The organism is Streptomyces sp. NPDC088387, from assembly GCF_044753385.1.
Lineage (GTDB): Bacteria > Actinomycetota > Actinomycetes > Streptomycetales > Streptomycetaceae > Streptomyces.
This window is the reverse complement of the sequence record NZ_JBIVNC010000017.1, coordinates 1-20432: the sequence shown is the minus strand read 5'-3', so window position 1 is coordinate 20432 and position 20432 is coordinate 1. Positions and strand designations below refer to the sequence as shown.

At 69.3% G+C, this 20432-nt stretch carries 22 protein-coding genes; 21 read left to right on the top strand and 1 reads right to left on the bottom strand.

Going from position 1 to position 20432, the window contains the following annotated elements:
* Positions 1–458: 458 nt before the first annotated feature.
* The 21 genes from ACIQAC_RS34055 (at position 459) to ACIQAC_RS33955 (ending at position 18576) form a co-directional block, all read left to right on the top strand.
* Complete coding sequence (locus ACIQAC_RS34055) at positions 459–1214, top strand: DNA-methyltransferase (protein WP_402198076.1); 756 nt, start codon at positions 459–461, stop codon at positions 1212–1214.
* Positions 1215–1453: 239 nt separating this feature from the next.
* Positions 1454–2002, top strand: coding sequence for a DUF4913 domain-containing protein (locus tag ACIQAC_RS34050; RefSeq protein ID WP_402198396.1), 549 nt, complete (start codon positions 1454–1456; stop codon positions 2000–2002).
* Entirely contained in the window at positions 1999–2484 is a 486-nt protein-coding gene (locus tag ACIQAC_RS34045) for a hypothetical protein (protein ID WP_402198074.1), read from the top strand. Before ACIQAC_RS34050 ends, ACIQAC_RS34045 begins: the two co-directional genes overlap by 4 nt.
* Before the next feature lie 18 nt (positions 2485–2502).
* On the top strand, positions 2503–3201 hold the full coding sequence (locus tag ACIQAC_RS34040) for a hypothetical protein (RefSeq protein ID WP_402198071.1): 699 nt from the start codon (positions 2503–2505) through the stop codon (positions 3199–3201).
* 17 nt (positions 3202–3218) lie between these two features.
* Positions 3219–3968 (top strand): hypothetical protein, encoded by a 750-nt coding sequence (locus tag ACIQAC_RS34035; RefSeq protein ID WP_402198070.1) that lies wholly within the window; start codon positions 3219–3221, stop codon positions 3966–3968.
* Between the two features lie 150 nt (positions 3969–4118).
* Complete coding sequence (locus ACIQAC_RS34030; RefSeq protein ID WP_402198068.1) at positions 4119–4466, top strand: SH3 domain-containing protein; 348 nt, start codon at positions 4119–4121, stop codon at positions 4464–4466.
* Between the two features lie 96 nt (positions 4467–4562).
* Positions 4563–5039, top strand: coding sequence for a hypothetical protein (locus ACIQAC_RS34025; RefSeq protein WP_402198066.1), 477 nt, complete (start codon positions 4563–4565; stop codon positions 5037–5039).
* Positions 5036–5482 carry a hypothetical protein gene (locus ACIQAC_RS34020; protein ID WP_402198064.1) on the top strand — a complete coding sequence of 149 codons (447 nt, stop codon included), beginning with the start codon at positions 5036–5038 and terminating at the stop codon, positions 5480–5482. Before ACIQAC_RS34025 ends, ACIQAC_RS34020 begins: the two co-directional genes overlap by 4 nt.
* Before the next feature lie 9 nt (positions 5483–5491).
* Positions 5492–5917 (top strand): hypothetical protein, encoded by a 426-nt coding sequence (locus ACIQAC_RS34015; RefSeq protein WP_402198062.1) that lies wholly within the window; start codon positions 5492–5494, stop codon positions 5915–5917.
* 29 nt (positions 5918–5946) lie between these two features.
* Positions 5947–6789, top strand: coding sequence for a winged helix-turn-helix transcriptional regulator (locus ACIQAC_RS34010; protein WP_402198060.1), 843 nt, complete (start codon positions 5947–5949; stop codon positions 6787–6789).
* The gene (locus ACIQAC_RS34005) at positions 6786–7304 is read left to right on the top strand and encodes a regulator (RefSeq protein WP_402198057.1); all 519 of its coding nucleotides are present in this window, start codon (positions 6786–6788) and stop codon (positions 7302–7304) included. Before ACIQAC_RS34010 ends, ACIQAC_RS34005 begins: the two co-directional genes overlap by 4 nt.
* On the top strand, positions 7301–8536 hold the full coding sequence (locus ACIQAC_RS34000) for an MFS transporter (RefSeq protein WP_402198055.1): 1236 nt from the start codon (positions 7301–7303) through the stop codon (positions 8534–8536). Before ACIQAC_RS34005 ends, ACIQAC_RS34000 begins: the two co-directional genes overlap by 4 nt.
* A gap of 31 nt (positions 8537–8567) precedes the next feature.
* Entirely contained in the window at positions 8568–8870 is a 303-nt protein-coding gene (locus tag ACIQAC_RS33995) for a hypothetical protein (protein WP_402198053.1), read from the top strand.
* Between the two features lie 202 nt (positions 8871–9072).
* Positions 9073–10299, top strand: a complete 1227-nt coding sequence (locus ACIQAC_RS33990) for an ATP-grasp domain-containing protein (RefSeq protein WP_402198394.1) — start codon at positions 9073–9075, stop codon at positions 10297–10299.
* The gene (locus ACIQAC_RS33985) at positions 10296–11441 is read left to right on the top strand and encodes an MFS transporter (RefSeq protein WP_402198050.1); all 1146 of its coding nucleotides are present in this window, start codon (positions 10296–10298) and stop codon (positions 11439–11441) included. The genes ACIQAC_RS33990 and ACIQAC_RS33985 overlap by 4 nt, the downstream gene beginning before the upstream one ends.
* The gene (locus ACIQAC_RS33980) at positions 11438–12058 is read left to right on the top strand and encodes an HAD family hydrolase (protein WP_402198047.1); all 621 of its coding nucleotides are present in this window, start codon (positions 11438–11440) and stop codon (positions 12056–12058) included. Before ACIQAC_RS33985 ends, ACIQAC_RS33980 begins: the two co-directional genes overlap by 4 nt.
* 28 nt (positions 12059–12086) lie before the next feature.
* Positions 12087–12956, top strand: coding sequence for a DUF317 domain-containing protein (locus tag ACIQAC_RS33975; RefSeq protein ID WP_402198045.1), 870 nt, complete (start codon positions 12087–12089; stop codon positions 12954–12956).
* A 29-nt stretch (positions 12957–12985) separates the two neighbouring features.
* Complete coding sequence (locus tag ACIQAC_RS33970; RefSeq protein WP_402198042.1) at positions 12986–13468, top strand: hypothetical protein; 483 nt, start codon at positions 12986–12988, stop codon at positions 13466–13468.
* Positions 13469–13631: 163 nt separating this feature from the next.
* Positions 13632–14651 (top strand): SpaA isopeptide-forming pilin-related protein, encoded by a 1020-nt coding sequence (locus ACIQAC_RS33965; protein WP_402198041.1) that lies wholly within the window; start codon positions 13632–13634, stop codon positions 14649–14651.
* 550 nt (positions 14652–15201) lie between these two features.
* Complete coding sequence (locus ACIQAC_RS33960; RefSeq protein WP_402198038.1) at positions 15202–15513, top strand: WhiB family transcriptional regulator; 312 nt, start codon at positions 15202–15204, stop codon at positions 15511–15513.
* A 522-nt stretch (positions 15514–16035) separates the two neighbouring features.
* Positions 16036–18576: an AAA family ATPase gene (locus ACIQAC_RS33955; protein WP_402198035.1), complete on the top strand. Its 2541-nt coding sequence runs from the start codon at positions 16036–16038 to the stop codon at positions 18574–18576.
* A 12-nt stretch (positions 18577–18588) separates the two neighbouring features.
* Here the strand turns inward: ACIQAC_RS33955 and ACIQAC_RS33950 are convergent, their stop codons facing one another.
* Positions 18589–20055: a hypothetical protein gene (locus ACIQAC_RS33950; protein WP_402198033.1), complete on the bottom strand. Its 1467-nt coding sequence runs from the start codon at positions 20053–20055 to the stop codon at positions 18589–18591.
* Positions 20056–20432: the final 377 nt, after the last annotated feature.

Here is a 20432-nt window from a genome sequence, read left to right as displayed (position 1 = left end):
CGAGACGTCAAGAGGTGTCCTTCCGGATGTGGCGCCCGACGTACCGCGTGCGCGACGTGCCTCGGAAGGGCGCGGCGGCCGGGGTGGGCGATCGGGACGGGCCGGTGTGGGCGAGTTGCCGCTCGCTCCGCGTGGCCGGGCCGTGAGCCAGGTGTGCTGGGCCATGGGAATCTTCGTCAGTGCGGCCGAAGTGGCCGACGGCGTGCGCCGAGCGGTTCAGAAACAGTAGGCACGGATCGGCGGTTGACCAAAAAATCGGCGTGAGGTATCGGAATCCGGCACCTCGGCAAGGGATTTCTTGGCCGTCGGCGGATTCGCCTCTACAGTTTTTGGACTCCCCTCTCGCCCTCCTCGGTTTGCGGCCACGGGCTTCTGAATGCCCGCTCCCGGCCCGCGAGGACTCCTGCGCGAGGCAGCACTTTCATTCCGCGATTCCGCACCCGAATAGGGGTTTCTCATTGCCGTTCTCCCTGCACCAGGGCGACGCCCTCAGCGTCCTCGCCGGCCTTCCGGACGACTGCGTCGACTCCGTCATCACCGACCCGCCGTACAACAGTGGAGGGAGGACTGCGAAGGAGCGCACAACCCGGTCCGCGAAGCAGAAGTACACCTCCGCCGGGTCCAACAACGACCTCGCCGACTTCACCGGCGAGAACATGGACCAGAGGTCGTACGGGTTCTGGTTGACACAGATCATGACCGAAGCGCACCGCCTGACGAAGACCGGCGGAGCAGCACTGCTCTTCACCGACTGGCGTCAGCTCCCGACCACAACGGACGCGATCCAGGCCGCCGGGTGGCTGTGGCGCGGGGTGCTGGCCTGGCACAAGCCGCAGGCCAGGCCCCAGAAGGGCCGGTTCACCCAGAACTGTGAATTCATCGTCTGGGCATCGAAGGGAGCGATTGACGGCTCTCGAAACCCGGTCTATCTGCCCGGCTTGTATTCCGCATCGCAACCCTCGGGCCCGAAGCGCCAGCACATCACACAAAAGCCCGTCGAGGTGATGCGCGAGCTGGTCAAGATCAGCCCCGAGGGGGGCGCAGTCCTCGACTTCTGCGCAGGCTCCGGCTCCACGGGCGTGGCCGCTCTGCTGGAAGGTCGCGACTTCGTCGGCGTAGAGAAGACCGAGCACTACGCGTCGATCGCAGCCGAACGGCTCACCGAAACGATGCACGAGACCCTCACCCAAGACGACGTGGTTCTCGCTGTCTGAGTAACGAGCGCGCTCCCTGCCGAGTCGACCGGCGGCCTAGTTGCCAGGCCGGACAGGGGGACAGTTAACTCACCGACCGCTCTTCGCGTCGTCACTTCCCCGTCTCTCATTCTGCGTCTCGTAGGAGGCTCAACTTTCTCATGCCCGCAGCCATAAATCCGTCCGGCGACGGGGAGTTGGAGCCGGTGCGCATTCCCGATCCGCAGCTTGAGGGAATCGAAGCGAGCGTCCGACGGCTCATGCAACAGTCGGCGCAACAGGCTCAGCAACTCGACCATCTCGCGTCCACTCCGGAACCAGGCGGATCGCCGTTCGCCGCGTACGGAATGCCAGGGCTCGGCGGACCGCCCAATGACGCCCCGCCTGAGCCCCGTCCGATCCTGGAACTCGACGGGGAAGCAAGGGAAGACGAACTCGACGCCCTGTCGGACTGGGTCGACGACTTTCTTCTCCCGGTCTACGGAGCGGAGGTCACCACCGCGGCGCCCTGGTGCCTGCAATGGCAGGAGCACGACGATGTCGTGGCCTGGCTCCATGCTCTGTGGCTGGCCTACCAGCAGCACAAGGACCGCGAAGCCGGCCTGAGCGGCCTGTTTCTCTGGCACCGGGACTTCCTTGCCCACGCCATCGCGGCGATCCGCGCCCCGGGTGGTCCGCTGTCAGCCTGTATGACCTCTCCCGACCGGCCCGCGCACCGTCTGCTGCCCGGCCCTCCGCCATCCGTACGGGCAGAAACCGGGTCCACGACCGAAGCAGCGGACGCCGAGCCGGACGAACTGACGTCATGACTGCGGAACAGGGACAGGCCGCCTTCGGACTGAGCTTCGACCCCCGCGCCCTGACCGACCTCCTCCAAGCACCCACCGATGTCCGCGACCTCACCCTCGCCTATCTGCAGGACGTCGTGAACGCACAGCGCTTCGGACTGCGCCTCGACGGCGACCTGGAGGGCTATCGAAAGCTCTTCGTGGACTCCCGAAAGGACTGGCGCGTCGTCTACGGCGTCCGTCCGGCACCCGCGGGGTCCGCACATCACAGGGAGATCCACGTCGTCGCGGTCCGGCCGCGCGCCGGTAACGACGTCTACGACGAGGTCGGCCGCCGCCTGGGGATGACTCGCCGGCCGCTGAGCGCCCGCACCCACGCCGCCCGCGCCCGTTCCCCGCAACTGACCACCCACACACCCGCGCCCCGGCCCGCTCCGCCGTCCTCCGCACTACCGGGTCTGCCCCGTCCCGCGGACAACCCCGTGCCCCATCACATCCGCTGAACACACGGAATGTTGCCTATGCCCCCTGAACCGGCACCGTCACCAACCCGGCGTGCGCTGTCCCCGCTCGACCACCGCCTCGAAGCTGTCACCGGCCACAACATCGACACCCTGTGGTCCTACCGCGACCGCGGCGTCCTGGACGAGCCCCACACTCGCCTGGTCGACCGGCACCGCGAGCTGGCTGAAACCCAGACCCGCGTCACCTTCTCCCTCCGCCTTCTCAATCGTCTGTCCAGCGGCGAGTTCGACGTCGACGACGCCCTGTTCACTCGCATCGACCGCACCGTGGGTCAGCTGGAGGAGGCTGCGGGCGCTCGCGATGCCGCTGCCCGGGAGGTGCTCGCCGCACTGCAGCCGATCGAAGCCGCTGCGCCAGTCTCGGGGCAAGGCCTTCAGCAGCTCTCGACGGACGACCATGCCGCGCTGCTCGCCATCGCCGGCGGCGCCAAGCTCTACGAACACCTGCTGACCGGACGGATGTCCGTGACCGCTGCCTCCGGCACCCGTATCCCTCACGCCACGCTCCAGCGGCTGGAGGCCGCCGACCTGGTCGTGCGGGACACCAGCCACCCCGTACACGCCGGCCAGCCGGTCGCCCTCACCGACGCCGGACGTGCCGCGCTCTTCGCCGCCCGCAGGACCACCACGAGCTGGGCATCCCCGATCCCGGCCCACCCGGGCACGTCGCCATCCACCCCGGCGAAGCGGCGCTGAACTCCATCGAAAGGCCCTTGTTGTCCCGCACCGAACCGCCGCCGGCTCGGCAGGCCATCCCTCAAGTCGACTTCGAACTGGACGACTTCGACGCCGATGAGGGGAGGTACCTCGACTTCTACCGCCAGGTCGCCATCCACGAGGACATGCTCGTCCCCCTCGCCGAACACCACACATCCACCGGCGCGCACAGCTACTACGTTCTGTTCGACCGCACTGCCACCTACGGGCACCCGGGCATGCCTGTCTATGTCGCCGTGCACCTGAAGCGGGACCGCGAGAACGAGACGTTCGACTTCGAGCAAGATCGGCTGCCATTGCCGGCGATGGCGCAGTCCTGGCTCATCCACCGCGGCTGCCCGTACAACGACATCGGCCTCAACCCCGAGTTGGGTCCACCGCCGGCGGACGAGGCGACCCGCGCGCTGGAGCGACGTCTTGCCGGCGACGGCGATCACTACGCCATGGGTTACTCGTACACCTGCGACGACCCGGACGACATGGTCACCGTCGTTGCACTGCGAGCCCTGGACGAGGGAACCCCCAGCCCGTTCCGCGTCGTGGTCGAGGAAGTCGACACGGACACATGGACTCACACTCTGCGCGAGGGCGGTTTCGACACGAAGGACGCCGCCCTGCAGTGGTGCAACGACCGCCTCACCGGCGAGGCAGGCCCTCTCCCACCGGTCCGTCCGGTAGCCGCGTCCGGCCGCCAGTTGGGCGTGCCGTCAGCCATCGTTCCTCGCTCGCCCGGACGTTCGCGATGAGCACCTAGGCCGCCGATCGGCCGCCGCAACATAGCCGACGATCGCCGGTTAGCCAAACCGGCGATTCTCCGGACTCTTGTACAGCCGCCGGGACAACCCCGCGGCGCCCACACCACACATTCTCCATGCCTTCACGGAGGTTTCTTCCGCATGCGCTCCACCCGAATAGCCGTGTCCGCTGCGATACTCGGCGCGCTCGCGCTGCCGATGCTGTCTGCCACGACCGCCAGCGCGGCCCCCACCGCCGTAACGGCGGCTCCCGCGAGCAGTTGCTCGTCCAAGCCGCCGCTGCCCTACGAGGTGCACACCAAGGCCGTGATCATCCGGTCCAAGGCCAGCTCCAAGTCCACCGCCCTCGGTGTGCTCTACAAGAACCACAAGTTCAGTGTGTCCAAGAAGAGTGGCAACTGGCTCTACATCAAGGACAAGACCACCGGCGTCAAGGGCTGGGTCTCCGGCACGTACGTCTACCGCGACGTGCGGATGTGCCTGAACTGACGGCCGTCCGTCAGACGCCCGCAAACGGCTGAGCCAGAGGCTAGGGCCCGCCCTTCCGTTCCCCAGGCATCGGCCTTTCCAGAACAGGAGTTCTCCTTGTCCGATGGCATACCCCACGCCGTCGAGAATGTCCTGGGCGTGCTCACCGACCGCATCGAAGCCCGCTTCGCCATGTGCATCGACGCCTTGGAGGCCGCGGTCGCCGAAGTTCCGACGGCGGATCCTGAAGCCGCCGAGGTCGTCAAGTGGTACGGCCTTCTCGTCGAGGCCCAGGCAGTGCTCGACCGCACTGAGGACGCACTGCTCGCCGCCCTGGAAAACCAGCCCAGCGAGGTTGACGACCCAAGGCTGGAACTTGCCGAGCGCGTGAACGCGGCTGTCACCGCACGCGATGGCCGGGCCCTGGTCGTGCGATGGCTGCTCGACCCGGATGCCCCGGGAAAGAGGGGCGCCGCCGCGGAAGGACCGGGCCGCCTGCTTCCCATGCCAGGACCGGCTGTGCAGACTAGCGCTCCTTACCGGTTTGCCGGCACACCTGCGCCAGGACCAAGAGCGGGCAGGTCGGTCCGATGAGCCGGTTCAAGCCCAGCACCATGGACGGCGATCTGCAGATTGTCTTCGGGAACTCGGTCCCTGCGTTGTACGAGGCGGCAACCGATCCCGATGCCTCACCTGCACTCTCCCGTGCCTTGGAACTGCACTCCTTCCTGGCGCTGACCGAGGAGCAGGTCGCCCGCGTTCGTGATCGCGTACACGCGCGCACGGACCCGGTGCGCGACATGGGCGAACTGTCGGCGGACCAGCTCCGCTTCGACGCGATGTGGCTGGAGGCGGCGCTCGACGCCCGCGACGGCTACCGAGCCGCGCTCAGCCAGCTACTGCGCGCCATGCCCCCACCCAGCCAGAGGACCCGGCCCATCCACACAGCGCTGCCCAGGGTCACCGCCACCCTGCCCCCGTCCGCCGCCCCGGCACCCCACCGTGCCGGGGCGGCGACCCCGACGCGCCGACCCTGAAAGCCCAGTTTGCCCCACCTCACGTCCACCGAAATCGCCGGACGGATCGAGGACCTGTACGGCTCGCCGCTCGATGAACTCACCGCCTACGCCGAGGGCCAGCCGCCCGGCATGCTCTCCGCCCTGCTCGGCATGCACGACGCCCTGGCCCTCGCCGAGCGGAGCATCGACATCCACCGCGACCACCTCGCCCGGCTTGTCCAACCCGAGCGGCAGCTCGGCCGGCACGAGGTCTCCCACCTTTTCGACGGTGTACGGAGGCTTGCCGAAGCCGTCGCCGTCAGCGAAGTCCAGGCCAGGTCGGTTGCCGCCGTCCTGCAAAGCCTCGCCCGTGTCCCGGCCGCAGTGCCGTCCCCGCCAACACCGTCACCGCCGCTGTCGGCTCCGCCCCTTCCGGTGTGGGGGGCCCGCGCACAGCCGCTGACCCGCAGGTGATATTCCCTCGCCCACCAGGAGTTCCTCCCTTGGCCAATACGGCTCTGCCACCTGATACCAAGATCGACATCGCTCGGGTCACCGAAGTCCTCGCCATGATCACCCCGCGCTGGAACGTGAGGATCCTGCTGGCACTGTCCGGCCCACCGCTGCGCTACAGCGAGTTGGCGGCCAAGGTGTCATGGCTACAGAGCGGCCAGCTCCACCCCAAACTCACTTCACTGTGCGACGCCGGGCTCGTGGAGCGCACCGCACACACCGCACGCCACGTGACTTACGGCCACACTGAACGTGGCGCCTCTCTGCTGCCGGTTCTGCCGATGCTCGTCACCTGGGCCGAGGAGCATCTGGAGGCGTCGGACGGCCCGTTGCCCGCGATCGAGCAGGTCGAGGACAGCCTCACCCTGCTCACCCGGCGGCACGCCGCCGCCATCCTGTGGGTGCTGAAGTCCCGCGAGGAGGTCAGCGGCCGGGCGCTGGCCCGGATCGTGATGCCCCACAGCGACTGGACCAACGTGTACCCGCCGCTGCGGCAGCTCGTGGCCGACGGCCTGATAGACACCGACGGAACCGGCCGGCCTTACCGGCTCTCCGCGGCGGGCCACGGCCTGGGACCCGTTCTCGGTGCCCTGTCCGCGTGGGCTGCCGGGCAGCCTCTCACAGAGGGGGCCCACCACCCGGTCTGGGGGCACCCGTCGGCGAAGCCCGCGTCGAAGCCGTGGGTCAGCAGCCAGTCCCGGCGGGCGTCCGCGGTGATCCGCTCCATCCGGACAGGCCAATCCAATCCGGCCTGGCAGAACCGCGATCTCTTCTCCGATGCCATGCCCGCCCGCCCGCAGGCGGCCTTCCCAGCGGGAGGCCGACGCCGGTGACCACCTTGTTCACTACAACCGAAGTACGCAGCACAGTCCAGCTGCTGGCGTCGCGCTCCTTGATCCGCCTCGTCACCGAGATCGACGACAACGGGGCGATACCGCCGCGACGCTCGGCCGCCACCCTCCCCGACCTCTCCACGCATCAGCTGCGGCACGCGACCGAAACAGCACGCGCCCGCGGTCTCGTCCGGACCGCGCCTGGCACTGGCCTGGAACTCACGGACGCTGGGTCGGAGTTGGCCGACCTGTACGACGAAGTTGCGCGATGGTCGAGACGACACGCCTCCCCGTCACCGGTCTGCGAGTTCAGCAACCGCGTCCGGTACGTCCTCGACCTGCTGACGCTCTCGCTCGCGACAGAGAGCGCCGAAAGCTGCGCGCGGTTGTCCGCCGCGTGCGTGCCCGGCGTGGAAGCCGAGGAGGGCCTGTCCCGTCCCTATGCCCTCCTGCTCCAGTGGATGGCTGCGAACCCGCAGGTCACCGCCCTTCCTGAATCCGAGCCTGCCGCGTGAGCGTAGCGGTCACCCCCCGGCACGCGCGCCACACCGCCGGACTGATGCGCAGCATCTACCTGCCGCGTACGGCGGACGCCCTGGCGTTCGCGATGTCCACGTACGGCATCCCGCTGCTGGTCTTGGCCACCACGCACTCCGCCGCCCTGACAGGCGCCGCGTTCGCCCTGGAATGGATCCCGCGCCTGGCGGCGTTCGGGTGGGCCGGATCAGTCGTCGACCGGCGTGGGGCAGCCGTGGTCTTCCACCTTGCCTCCCTGGGACGCGCCGTGGTTCTCGCGACGGGCGCGGTCCTTCTCCATCTCCACTCGTCCGACGCCGTGGCGATCGTGACCGTGATGGTTCTCGCCGCTACGACCGGAGTGCTCACCGAGTTCAGCTACATCGCGGCCGAGACAGCGGGCGCCGCCGCAGGCCGCAAGGCAGGCGTACACGCTCACCGCGTCCAAGCCGTGCTGCTCGGCATCGACCAGACCGCCACGCTGGCCGGCCCAGCGCTCGCCGGACTGCTCCTGCTCGCCGGGGCGCCGCCGATGCTGGCAGTAATCACCGTGCTTTCGCTGCTGGCAGCGCTCCTCGCTCTGCGCACACCCCCCTCGCCCGTAACCCCGGCCCTCGCTCCAAAGGGGACACCCGGCGCCGGTCTCCTCACCGGGTGGCGCACCATCCGCTCGCTGCCCGCGCTCGGCTGGCTCGTGGCCGGGCTGACCCTATCCAACCTCGCCACCGGACTGTTCCAGGCGGCCGGTCCGGTGATCGTCGTCGAGCGCTTCGGGCAGTCCACCGCTGCCGTCGGCCTGGTCTGGTCCGCCGCCGCCGGTGCGACGCTCCTCAGCGTCACGCTCTGCCGGTTCGCACTGGACCGCCTGGGACTGTGGCCGGTCGGCGCCGCTTGCGCAGCCATCGCGTCGCTGGCCTGTCTCGCGGCCGCCCAGGCCCCCGACTACCGCTCCTACCTGGTCCTGGTCGCCGTCCTCATGGCCGCAGACGGCGGCATGGCGGTGGTCCTGCGCACCGTGCGCTCCCGCCTGATCCCCCCGGAGACGTTCGGAAGCACCCTTTCGGTGTCCATTCTCATCCTGCTGCTGCCCTTCCCGGTCGCCGGCGTACTGACCGCGCTCACCCCGCCCGACGCGATGGGGCACGTCATCACCGCTTGCGCAGCCCTGCAGGCACTCGGCCTGTTCTGCGCCTTTGCCCGCCTGCGCAGTGATCCCGCCCTGCGCAGCTGACCCAGTTAGGCCCCAGCCTGCAGAGAACACCGTGCCCACCACTGTGCTCCGGCCGAAGCGCGTGGGCGCTCGCACCATCAGCGAACAGTTTCATGCCTTCGACGCGCAGAACCCGGACGTCTACTGCGCGCTGGAATGCATGGCCGCCCGCCGTTTGGCCGCCGGTGCCACGCGGGTCAGCCTCAAGGACCTCTTCGAAGAGCTGCGCCGCCAACTGCCCGACGGAGTCGCCGGGCTGAACAACAACTTGACCGCCCTCTACGCCCAACGCCTGATCGCCGAACACGCCTATTGGGATGGCGTGTTCGAACTGCGCCGCCGCGGCGCCGCCTGAGAATCCCCTCCTCCTCTCATCGCTTCCGGGATTCCAGCCCGACAAGGCCGCTTGCCGGGCCGCATCGCCGGCGTCACCTCCGCCGGCTGCCAGGTACGCGCTGCACTTCGCCGCCTGATGCCCTCCGCAGTTCCACCCTCCGACCCCAAGGAGCTTGTCCTTGCCTGATCGTCCCGCCGTCCTGGTCGTTGCCGCGGCCGACATGGAGGCAGAGGCGTACCGCGGGTACTGCCTTCAGTCCGTGGCCGCAGCCTATGACGTTGTCCTGATCACCGGCGGAGAGCCCACATGGGAGGTTCCGTACCTGCGGGACTGCATGGTCGTGTCCGATCCAACCGATCAGGCGGCGCTGTCCGCGGCCGGCCGGACCCTGGCCGAACGCTACGAACTGGCAGGGGTGTTCACCTGGACCGAGTGGTACCTCGTCCCCGTGGCCCGCCTCGCACGCCAGCTCGGCCTGCCCACCACCATGCCCGAGGCCATGCAGGCGTGCCGTAACAAGGCAACCTCCCGTGCGCTGTTCGCACGGCACGGCGTGCCGTCGGCCGCCTCGGCAAGCGTGCGCACCCTCGCCGAGGCAGAGGCGGCAGCCCAGAGAATCGGCTACCCACTCGTCCTGAAACCCGCCGCGGGCGCGGCCAGCATCGGAGTGATCCGCGCCGACACCCCCGAACAGCTCACCGCCGCCTTCGCGTTCGCCGACCAGGCTTCCGGGCTCGGCCGGGAACCCACCAGCGTGCTCGTGGAGGAGTATCTCGACGGGCCCGAGGTGTCGGTCGAATGCATCACCTACCGCGGTGAGACCACCGTGGTGGCAGTTACCCGCAAGACAGTCAGCGCTCCGCCCTTTTTCGAGGAACTGGTCCACTGCGTGGACGCCGCCGACCCTCTGCTGGGCGTGGTGGCCCCCGTGGCAAGGGCCGCCATCCGTTCTCTGGGGATCACCGACGGCGCCTCTCACGTCGAAATGCGCCTCGTCGGTGGCCGTCCGCGGCTTGTCGAGGTCAACGGCCGCATCGCCGGCGACATGATCGGCCATCTCGTCCACCTCGCCACGGGCATCGACCTGCCGCGGGCTGCCGCCGACATCGCCTGCGGCCAGGCCCCCGACGTCACCGCCACCCGGTCCTCGGCTGCCGCGATCAAGCTGCTCTACCCTGACACCTCCGGCACCCTGCTTCGCCTGCGCCTTGACGGCGCCAACCCGAGCTGGCTGGAGCGTGCCCACTTCCAGCACCAGGTCGGTGACCACCTACTTCTCCCGGCCGACGGCGGCAACATGTGGACCGCGCGCATCGGTTACCTGATCACCACCGCGCCCACTGCGGACCTCGCACAGGCCCGCGCCGAGCAAACCGCCCGCCGTATTCAGTTCCACGTCGAGCCCCGCCCGGTCGACGAACCTGCCCCCGCTGGGTGCCAGGTATGAACCACACCGACGCTTCCCTCCGGCGCAGCCGCACCCTGCTGACCGGTTACTTCCTCGGCCTCGGCGTGGTGATGGCTGTCTGGGGCGCCCGGATGCCGGCCGTTCAGCACGCCGCCCACCTCACGACGGGCAGCCTCTCCCTCGTCCTGCTCGCCGCTGCTCTCGGCATGGTCGCCGGCCTCCAGGCCGGAGGCCGGCTCGCCCGGCCCGACCGCCTCCCTGCGCTGCTGATCGGGGGTGCTGTCGCACTAGCGGCAGCCCTCGCCATCCTGGGCCAATGCCGAACCCTGGCGTCGCTGCTCGCAGCGGCGCTGGTCTTCGGCGCCGCGCACGGCGTCCTGGACGTCGCCGTCAACACCGGCGCAGTCCGCTGCCAATTCGCCTACGGCAAGCCCATCATGTCCTCCCTGCATGCCGCGTACTCGATCGGCGCCCTGGGCGGCGCCGTTCTGGCAGCCGCCACCGCGGGCACCGCCCACAGTGCTCTGTTCCTGGCGGTCGGCGCTGCCTTGGCGGGGAGCGTTGTCGTGAACGCACGCCGCACCCTCACGCTGACCGGTGCCGACCCCGAGAGCTCCGGCAGTCAGCAAGCCAGTCAGCAGCGCATGCCGCGGCGAATATGGCTGCTGGGCACACTGGCGGCTGCCAGCCTCCTGGGGGAGGGAGCCGCAGCCGACTGGGCCGCCGTGCACGTGCACGCCCTCAACGCCGGTACCGCCGTAGCCGCGAGTTCCTTCGCCCTCTACAGCACTGGTATGGCCGTCGGCCGGCTGACCGGCGACCGGCTCACGTCCCACTTCGGTGCCCCTGTCATCGTCCGCGTCGGCGCGGCCCTCGCCGCAGTTGGACTGGCCACCGGCGTCCTGGCCGACAGCGTGCCCGCGGCCCTGGCCGGCTGGGCCGTATTCGGGCTCGGCCTGTCCGGCACCGTCCCCGCCCTCATCACCGCCGCCGGAAACCGCGGCCCGAAGGCCGTCGCCACGGTGTCCGTCACCGGATACCTCGGCCTTCTCGCCGGCCCCGCCCTCATCGGCGCCCTCGCCAGCATCACCACCCTGCCCACGGCCCTGCTGCTGCCCGCCCTCCTCGCAGCCGCTCTCGCCATCCTCGCCCGCCGCGCCCTGGAGAACACCACCCCTTGACTCGCCCCACCAGCCTCGACGCCGTCATCCTCGACTACAACGGCGTCATCGGACTACAACCCACCCGCGCCCACTGGCTGCGGCTGGCCCACACCGCTTCCTGGCCCGAAGACGATCTCGCAGGCTTCCAACGAGCCTTCTGGAAGGCCCGAAACGTCTATGACGCCGGTCAGCTCAGCGACCTGGCGTACTGGGCACGCGTCCTCGGCACCCACCCCAGCCCCCGGCTACTGCACGAACTCCTTGTCGCAGACACCGCCATGTGGACCGAGACCGACGATCGCGTCCTGGCCGTGCTGCGCCGCGCTCAGAGCACCGGACTGCGCATGACGCTGCTGTCCAATGCACCGGCGCACCTCAGCACCGTGCTCGACACCCGCGGCTGGCGCCGCCTGATGGCCCAGGCGCTGTACTCCGCCCGCCTTCAGGTGTGCAAGCCCGACCCGGCCGCCTACCAACACGCCCTACGAGCCACCGGAGTTCGCGATCCACGACGCGTTCTGTTCGTGGACGACCGCGCCGAAAATTGCCAGGCTGCCGCGCGCCTGGGCCTGCGGACGCTGCACTACACCGGCTCCAGCGATGCCGTCCAAGAAGCGTTCTCGCTCGCTGCCTGACCACCCGTCTCCACGACTCAGGGAAGCTGTGAACGCTCACGACGACCTCCACACGATTGACGGAGACGTCTTTGTCTCCCCGCGCTACCTCGCCTCTACCACCGGGGTCGGCGACCCAGCCCTTGCCCCGCTCCTCGACATCGGCTGGGGCCTCCACCACGACGACCTCGGCAACGCCTACCTCAACGCCCCCAATCACAAGGTCTGCCTGGGCTATCTCCCTGAGGGCGAGGACGACGGGCTCTGGCGCATCAACGCCTACCGCGATCCCTTCGGACCACCGACCTGGGGTGTCTGTTTCAACGACCGCGTTCCGACTGAATTCGTCCAGGCGTTCACCTCCGTCCTCGCCATGGCGTACCAGCAGGGGCCGGACGCGTATCTCACCCGGCCGGACTTCGGGAGCGACGAGCACGATCCCTTCCTGGCCTTCGTGCCCTTGCTCAAACAGGGCTGGAAGATCGAGCACCCGCGCTGGGGCGCCTTCGCAGCCCATGCCCCGGACACTCTCGCCGGCCTGGAGTTCACCACCGGTGACCTCGACCCGGAAGCCGAACTCGCGACACGGAACGCCCGCTGGCAGCTGTGGGCGGGCAATTCCATCGACCGGCCCGGCTGGTACGCCACAGCCAGCACCCACACCCCCATAGTCCTGCTCGCAGCCGTCACCCAGTGCGTCGCCGACCCCGCCCCGCTGCCCCGGTGGCGCGACGACACACTCAGCTACATCAACGGCATGGCCCAGCTCACCCCCATCCTTCCGCCCGGACCGCCGACGCCTACGCCACTCGATGTGCAGCGAGCCTTCGCATCCCGCCGCCTTGCTGCGCTTCCAGCGTCCAGCGTCCCGCGCTGGAGCACCACCAGCCGACCGGCCCCGCCCGGCCCGCGCCGGTAGCACGTTCCAGATCCGACCGGAGAGCCTCATTGTCCCTGCAGGCCCCCGAGTTCTTCGCCGCACTCCATCTCCCCGCCCCCAGCGGCACCACGGTGGGCACCACGTATTACGCCACGCCTATCGCGGGCTCACCCCTACGGCTGCGGATTGACTTCACCGGCACGCAGTACAGGAACGCGTACGGCGGCCTGCGCCTGACCGTGACGCACGCCGAACGGGGCACGATTGACGCCGTGGCCCTCAGCTTCGCCGACCACGGCACGTTTCGCCGCCGACAGGGGGAGCTGCACGGCCGCAACATGCCCGACACCTTCAACATCACGATCGCCAGGCCGGGTAAACCCTCGTGGGAGGGGGCTGACTTCACGGGTCTGCGCGACGCGATCGAGAGGTACACCGGCGTCTGGTTCCCAGGGGCATGGAAGGCCTCCGTGCCCAGCCGCGCCGCGAGCCGGAGCGCCCACGCAGTTCCCGCCCCGCCGACCACGCGCGGCGGCGCTCGCACCCGCTGAACCGTGTCCGTCTCACCCCGCACCCTTCTCGCAGGACTACGTCGCCGCGCCGACAGGTAATCAACCGAGCGCCACCACATCCGTAGCTCTGCCACCTTCCGCCCAGCGTCCGGCCACATCCGACGACCTTCCCTGTTCTCCGTCCCAAGGAGCTTCCTTCCTCGTGCTCGCACTTCTCGTCCGATCCGCTGCTGCCGTCGCCATTGCGGCGGCCGGCGCCATGACCTGGGCGCCGGCCGCCAACGCCGAGCCTTCTGAACCGACCCCCTCGGCCCCCGCCGCTCCCGCCGAGACTCCGGCCGGGGACGTGGGCGGAGTCGAGATCACTGCGAAGGACACGGCCGGAGACGCCCTGCCCGGCGCTGCGTTCCTGCTGGTCAACTCTGCAGGCCAGGAGGCCGGACGGGGATACAGCGACGCGCAGGGGAAGGCGACCTTCCCCGACCTCGCGCCAGGTATCTACCGGCTCAAGCAGACGGGGTCCGGCAGCTCGCTGCACGAGGTCGTCGCCGACCAGGACGTCGTCGTCACCCCGGGCGCGACCACCCGGCTGACGATCACCGACCCGTTCAAGGCCGCCAAGGTCTTCCTGCAGGCCAAGGACAACAAGACCGGCAAGCTCCTGTCCGGCGCGACAGTGAACATCGGCACTGACACCTCCACGCTGCTCACCCTGACCACGGGAGCCAAGGGCACGGCCTCCGGTGACTTGCCCATGCCGAGTCGCAGCACGAAGTTCTGGGTCAAGGAGATCAAGGCCCCCGCCGGTTACGACCTTTACAAGCCGACGATGACGTTCACCGCAGGCCCTGGCGCCCCGGTCACCGTGACCGTCACCAACGCCAAGAGGGCTACCGGACCGAAGCCCGACCCCTCAGACAAGCCGACGCACAAGCCCGCCCCCTCCCCGTCCAGCTTCGGCAAGCCGAGCAGCGGTACCGGAGGGGCGACACCCTCGACCGCGACTAACCCCACGCCGGATGCCGACGCCTCGTCCGTGGCCGTCCCGGTCGGAAACTCCACGCCGAAGGCGCCGACGGGCTCCCTCGCCCACACCGGAGTCGATGCCACACCGTGGCTCATCGGCGGCGCGGCCGTGCTGATTGCAGCGGGAGGAGGCTCTCTCCTCCTGGTACGGCGCAGCCGCTCGGACTCTCGCGCCTACGGCCCCACTGAGAGCTGACTCGCCCTCCCGACTCCGAGCCCCCGGATTCCACTGCCTGGAATTCGGGGGCTTTGTCGTCCACCGCGGCACGTTTCGGTGGACCGATGCTTCATGACCGGCCCCGCCGGTACGAGACGCGAGCACGTCAGAATGCCCGCCAACCCCGAGGACGCGCTCGTCCCGCCTCTCGGTCCTGTGGTGCCTTCGTAGGCGGCGCGACCCCGTCGGGCTCCAGATTGATCTTGTCCGGGTGCGTACAGGCCGGAACGTGGTCGTCGAGGTGTGTACCGGTGTCCATCTACTGGGTTGAAGGGGCACGCCCGCGTGGCTCAATCACGTACGGCTGTCAGAGGTTCTGCGGCCCCGTCATTCCGCGGGGACGCATCCGCGCGAGATAACGGCGCCCGATACCGCCTCAAGGTGCCGTAGGCAAGCGTCAGCCACTCGAAGGTGTGACATCCTCCGTTGCGTGCAGGAGCCATCCTCTCAACGACGTAACGTCATATGCCCGTTGCCTGGAGCAGCGGGAAACTCGCAGGGCGGGCAAGGGGAGAGGACGGATCACCGGATGGTGTATACGGACTGGAGTGAGCAGGGACTGTGCAGGACGGCCGACCCCGACTCCCTGTTCGTCGAGGGCGCTGAGCAAAACCGTGCCAAAAGGCTGTGCGACGGTTGCAGTGTCCGGACTGAATGCCTCGCTTACGCCCTGGACCAGCGCATTGAATTCGGCATATGGGGAGGGATGACCGAGCGGGAACGCCGTGCTCTGCTGCGGCGGCGGCCAACGGTCGCCTCCTGGCTGCGCCTGCTGGAAAACGCCCGCCTGGAACACTCACGCATGCACACCGCCACGGCCTCCATCTCGCACGCGGGTTGACCTGACTCCTACGGGAGTCTTTACCACCCTCGGCGGGGGAGCGGGGCAAATCGCACAGCGCGTGCCGGGGGAGCGGCCGGCGTGTCGCCCACGTAGGCCGTCGGCGCTGGACGGCACGGCATCGGGGAAAGGCTCTCGGGACACGGCTTCAGCATCTCCTGCGCGCCCTCCGCACGGCCAGGCGGTCGCCCAACGGTCTTCAGTCGTCGTTGCCAAGGCTGAAACGTTGGTGCAGCTTCAGTAGGCCTGCGTGTCCCATTGGGCAGCCGATGTCCTCAAGCGCCTTGACGCGCCACAGCGAGATGGAATTGCGCAGTGGTCAGCCGGCTGACGGCTCCGAGGCGGAGAGCAGCAGGCTGCTGAGACGGGATGCGCCCAGGCAAGTGGTGTGCGAAGGCTTGCATGCGACCATGGTGGGTGCGGCCCAGGCGCGCGGCGGCGTGTGACTGGGCAAGCGGCCAAGATCTCCCTACGGTTGGATCCGACCGCCCCGTAGGGGCACCGGGGTACGAAGGGGGCTCAGTGGAAGCCGAGTTGACGGCGCTCGCGACGACGGCGGTGGCAGCTCTGACGGGGCTGATGGTGACGGAGTCGTGGGAGCAGGCCAAGCTGAGGCTCGCCGGGTGGTTCCGGCGTCGCGGTGGGGACGAGAACACACAAAGCGAACTGCAGGCCGCGGGCGAGGAGTTGGCGAATGCCCGGGTTGAGGGAGATGCGCGGGCTGCCGGGCGCGTCGAGGAGCGGCTGCGGGAACGGCTCCTCGGCGTCCTGCAGGATGACCCGGAGGCTGCGGGGGAACTGGCGCAGCTGATCACCGACCTGGCGCCGCATGCATCGGTCACGTACATCAGCTCGGTCAGCGGGGGCATGCACCACGGCCCCTCCTTTCAGGGCGCGCATCTTCACGGTGACATCACCTTCACCGTTCCGGCGCCGGTATCGGCGGGGACGAGACCGCGGCCGAACCAACTGCCCGCTCGGACGTACAGATTCGTCAACAGGGACGAGCAGATCAACGAGCTGCGCCAAGCGTTCCCCGCGGCTCGGACCGGCTCCGACCATGTTGACCTCGTGGTGGTGTCGGGGGTCTCCGGAGTTGGTAAGACCGCGACGGTCCTCCGCTTCGCGGAGACGGTTCAGGACCTCTATCCGGACGGTCAGTTGTATGTACCGTTCGCCGGGCTGCGCGACGGGTCGGCTTCAACGCCCTCAGTCGGTACGGGCGTCACGGATGTCAGCGAGGCTCTGGCCATGTGCCTGAGCGGCTTGGGCGTCGGAGAGGGCGACATGCCGCGGACGGTCGAGGCGCGCGCCAACCTGTTGCGGTCCTGCTCCGCCGACCTGCGTATCCTGCTCGTACTCGACGACGTGACCGAACCCGCACACGTACGCACGCTCATCCCGAAGGGGCCCGGCAGCGGGGTGCTTGTCACGTCTCACAGGACGCTGGGCGAGCTGGTGGCTCGGGACGACGCGACACCGGTCGGGCTCAAGCCGCTCGACGATCACGGCGGCCTGGCCCTGCTGGCGGACCTCTGCCCGAGAGCCGTGGACGCCGACCAGACAGCCGCCGAACGACTCGTGAGGCTGTGCGGCGGTCTTCCCGTCGCCCTGCGGATCGTGGCGGCTCGACTCAAGACCGAGGAAGGTCTGACCGCGGCCGAGCTGGTGGAGGAACTGTCCGACGAGACGGACCGGCTGGCCGGCTTGTCCCTGCCTGCCGAGGAGCTCTCCGTGTCCGCCGCCCTGGGACCTTCGTACCGGCTCCTGCCACCTGACGCGGCCCGGCTCTACCGTCTCCTCGGCTGTCTGCCCACCAGCCGTTTCGACGCCGGGGTGGCTGCTGCTACCGCCGACGTCGACACGCGGGTGGCCAAGCGGCTGCTCCGGATACTCGCGGGCGCGAGTCTCGTACAGCGGGAGACGGACGGCCGTTACGTCATGCACGACCTCATCCGGCTGCATGCCCGGGAGTGTGCGGACAGAGAAGAACCCGCGACCGTGGAAGCGGAACTGATCTGGCGGGTGGGAACGCACTACCTCGTTCTCACTGCCTTCGCAGATCGGGCGATCAAGAAGAAGAGGAAGCGGATCGCCGACCTGTCCGCACTGCTCCGCGATGCCAACGACCCCTTCGCCGCTCCCGACGGTCCGGCGCCGCTCGTGTGGCTGAACACTGAGCGCGCCGCCATCCTGGGTATCCTGCGCACCGCTTCCCGGTACGGGTGGCACACCCTGGTCTGGCAGCTCGCCGAGGCATTCACGGCCCTGTTCCTCCACCACCGTTACCTCGACAGCTGGCGGGAGTCACTGGCACTGGGCGCTGAGGCCGCAGCCGCCGCGGCGACCGAGGTGGACCAGGCGGCTGGCGAGGTTACCGAGGCCTGGGCGGCCGAGGCCCGGCTGCGCAGCCTGCTGTCCCGCCCGCTGATGGACCTGGACCGGCACGACGAGGCGCGCACTCAACTGGAGCAGGCCCTCCTGCTTGCTGAAACGGTCGATGATCTCGTACTGCGCGCCTCCGTCATGGAGTTCCAGGGACGTTATCTGGACCGGCACGATCCTGGTAACGCGGTGGCGGCGTACCGGCGTTCCCTCGCCCTCAACGTAGAGGCCGGGGAAGCACGGGGAGCGGCCATCGCCGCCGTCTTCCTCGGCAGCGCGCTGTCCGTCGGAGGGGAGCACACCGAGGCGCTGGCCGTACTACGCAGGGCCCACGACGACCTGCTGGCCGACGAGGAACCGGATGTGCGGATGGCGGCACGGGCGCTGGCCGCGATCGGCCTCGTACGCGATCGCCTGGGCGACACAGGGGCAGCGGATCGTGACCTGAAGGAAGCGGTCGGGATCCTGCGGGAACGGAACGCGATGCACTACGCGGCCGAAGCACTGGTGGGGCTCGCCGGTATCGCGCAGCGGACCGGCGCCGACACGGACGTGGTACGGGACTATCTCACCGAGGCGTTGGAGATCTATGAGCGTGACGGTAATCCGGCGGCGGGGGAACTGCGGCGATGGCGGCAGGAGTGGGATGGCTCGGATGGCCCGGAAGCCGACCACTGAGCGCTATGGGGCTCACTGGGAGCCTCCCGGGCGCAGGCGCAGGACGACGTCCTCCTCCCGCAGATCGCCCGTCTGTACCGTGACGCTGGAGCCGTCCATCGGGAGGCCCGCGCGAAGGGCGGCGTAGACGACCGATGCCAACACCCCGGGATCCCGAGCTCCCCCCGTGGCGGTCGCCTCCACGATCCGACCGTCCCGGAGTCCGGACAGGCAGGCTTGTCCTTGTACGTCCGACACAGCCAGGAGGCTTCCCGGAAGCCGCGCGAGCGTGTCCTGGACCCAGCGCAGCGCGCCGGCGGTTGTCCGGTCAGTCCGGCACCGGACGATCACCGAGGCGCTCGCGGCTACCCGCCCGTCGCGTTCGTCGTCCGTACAGGCGAGATGGGAGAAGACTGTGGGGCCGTCGGGAGCCTCACCACCGTATCCGGCGACGACTGCCGGGAAGCGTCGTACGGCGACGGTCGGCCCGCCGCCGTCCTCGCCGACTTCGGTGGTCACCCGCCAGGAGGTGACCTGGGCGGTGGGCGGCACAGACGGCAGGGGTACGGCGAGTGGCTGCGGCGGCTCTGTTGCGGGCTCGGGGAGCCGGAGCAGGCGGTAGAGGGCGGTACGGAGGCGTGCCAGGGCGCCTCCAGGTTCGGCGAAGGCCCGTGCGACGACCGGCGCGTAGCGCTCGGGTGTGTGCTCGCGTACTGCGGCCTCGATCTGCTCGTGCAGGTCTCCGCGTGGGTTGAGCCGGGGCGCCAGGTCCGCCATGGCGTGGACGGCTGTGCCCGGTACCGCGTCGGCGCCGAACGCGGCGAGCAGTACTGGCGTACCCAGGGACGCGCCGTACAGGCTGACCGATCCGTGGTCGCCGACCAGGACGTCGGCTGCGACAAGGGCCGGGCGCCAGGCATGCACGGCGGGCATCAGCAGCAGCCCCGCGTCCAACGCGGCTGCCTGCAATGTGCGCAGCTGCCAAGAGCCGTGCGCCGACCAGACGTTGGGGTGGACGATCGCGCCGACCTTGTACTCGTCATAGGAGAACTGGGCGAGGAGACGGGCGGGAAGGTCTGGTTGTGTTCCCAGGAGGGAGGTCGGCCCCCAGGTCGAACTCACCATGACCAGCTTCTGGTCCTCCCGGACACCCAGTGCCTCCCGGTAGGCCGGTCTCATCGGCCCACTGCTCAGCAGCTCGTCGAGACACGGATCGCCCACCAGGAGAGTGTGTCCCGCAGCTTTCGGGTGGGTGGCGAGCAACTGCTCTTCCTGCGATGGATGGGAGACGGCCATCCAGGCCCGGCCGGATTCGAGCAGCGAATCCGGGACGACGCCGGAGAGCCGCTCGTGCGGCCCGCGCGAGTCCGGGACGAGCTTCTGAAATCCCACGCCGTGCGGTAGGACGAGAACGGGGCAGTCGCCCTCCGGTACGTCGATGTTCTCGCTGGCGGACAGGATGAGATCCGGGGCTGCTTCTGCCAGCTGTTCCCAGGGCATGACACGGCCTCCTGCGTCGTGCAGGAGGCTGAGGACACCGGAGGCGAAGGCTGAGGTGGGGTCGTACGCAAATACGACGGTGACGCGGTGGTCGCCGCGCAGCAGAGCTGGGAGCGATTCGAGTACGCGTACGGTCGAAGTGACCGTGCGGGCGGCCACGACGAGGGTTCGTTCGCCGTGGAAGGTGCTCCATCGGTGGGCGTCGTGCCCTATGGGCACGCGAAGCGGCCGGCTACCGAACAAGGCGCCCGCCTCTAACAAACCAGCTCCCCCAGCCGGTCAGCGGCTCGCGGCTCGCGGCTCGCGGCTCGCGGCTCGCGGCTCGCGGCTCGCGGCTCGCGGCTCGCGGCTCGCGGCTCGCGGCTCGCGGCTCGCGG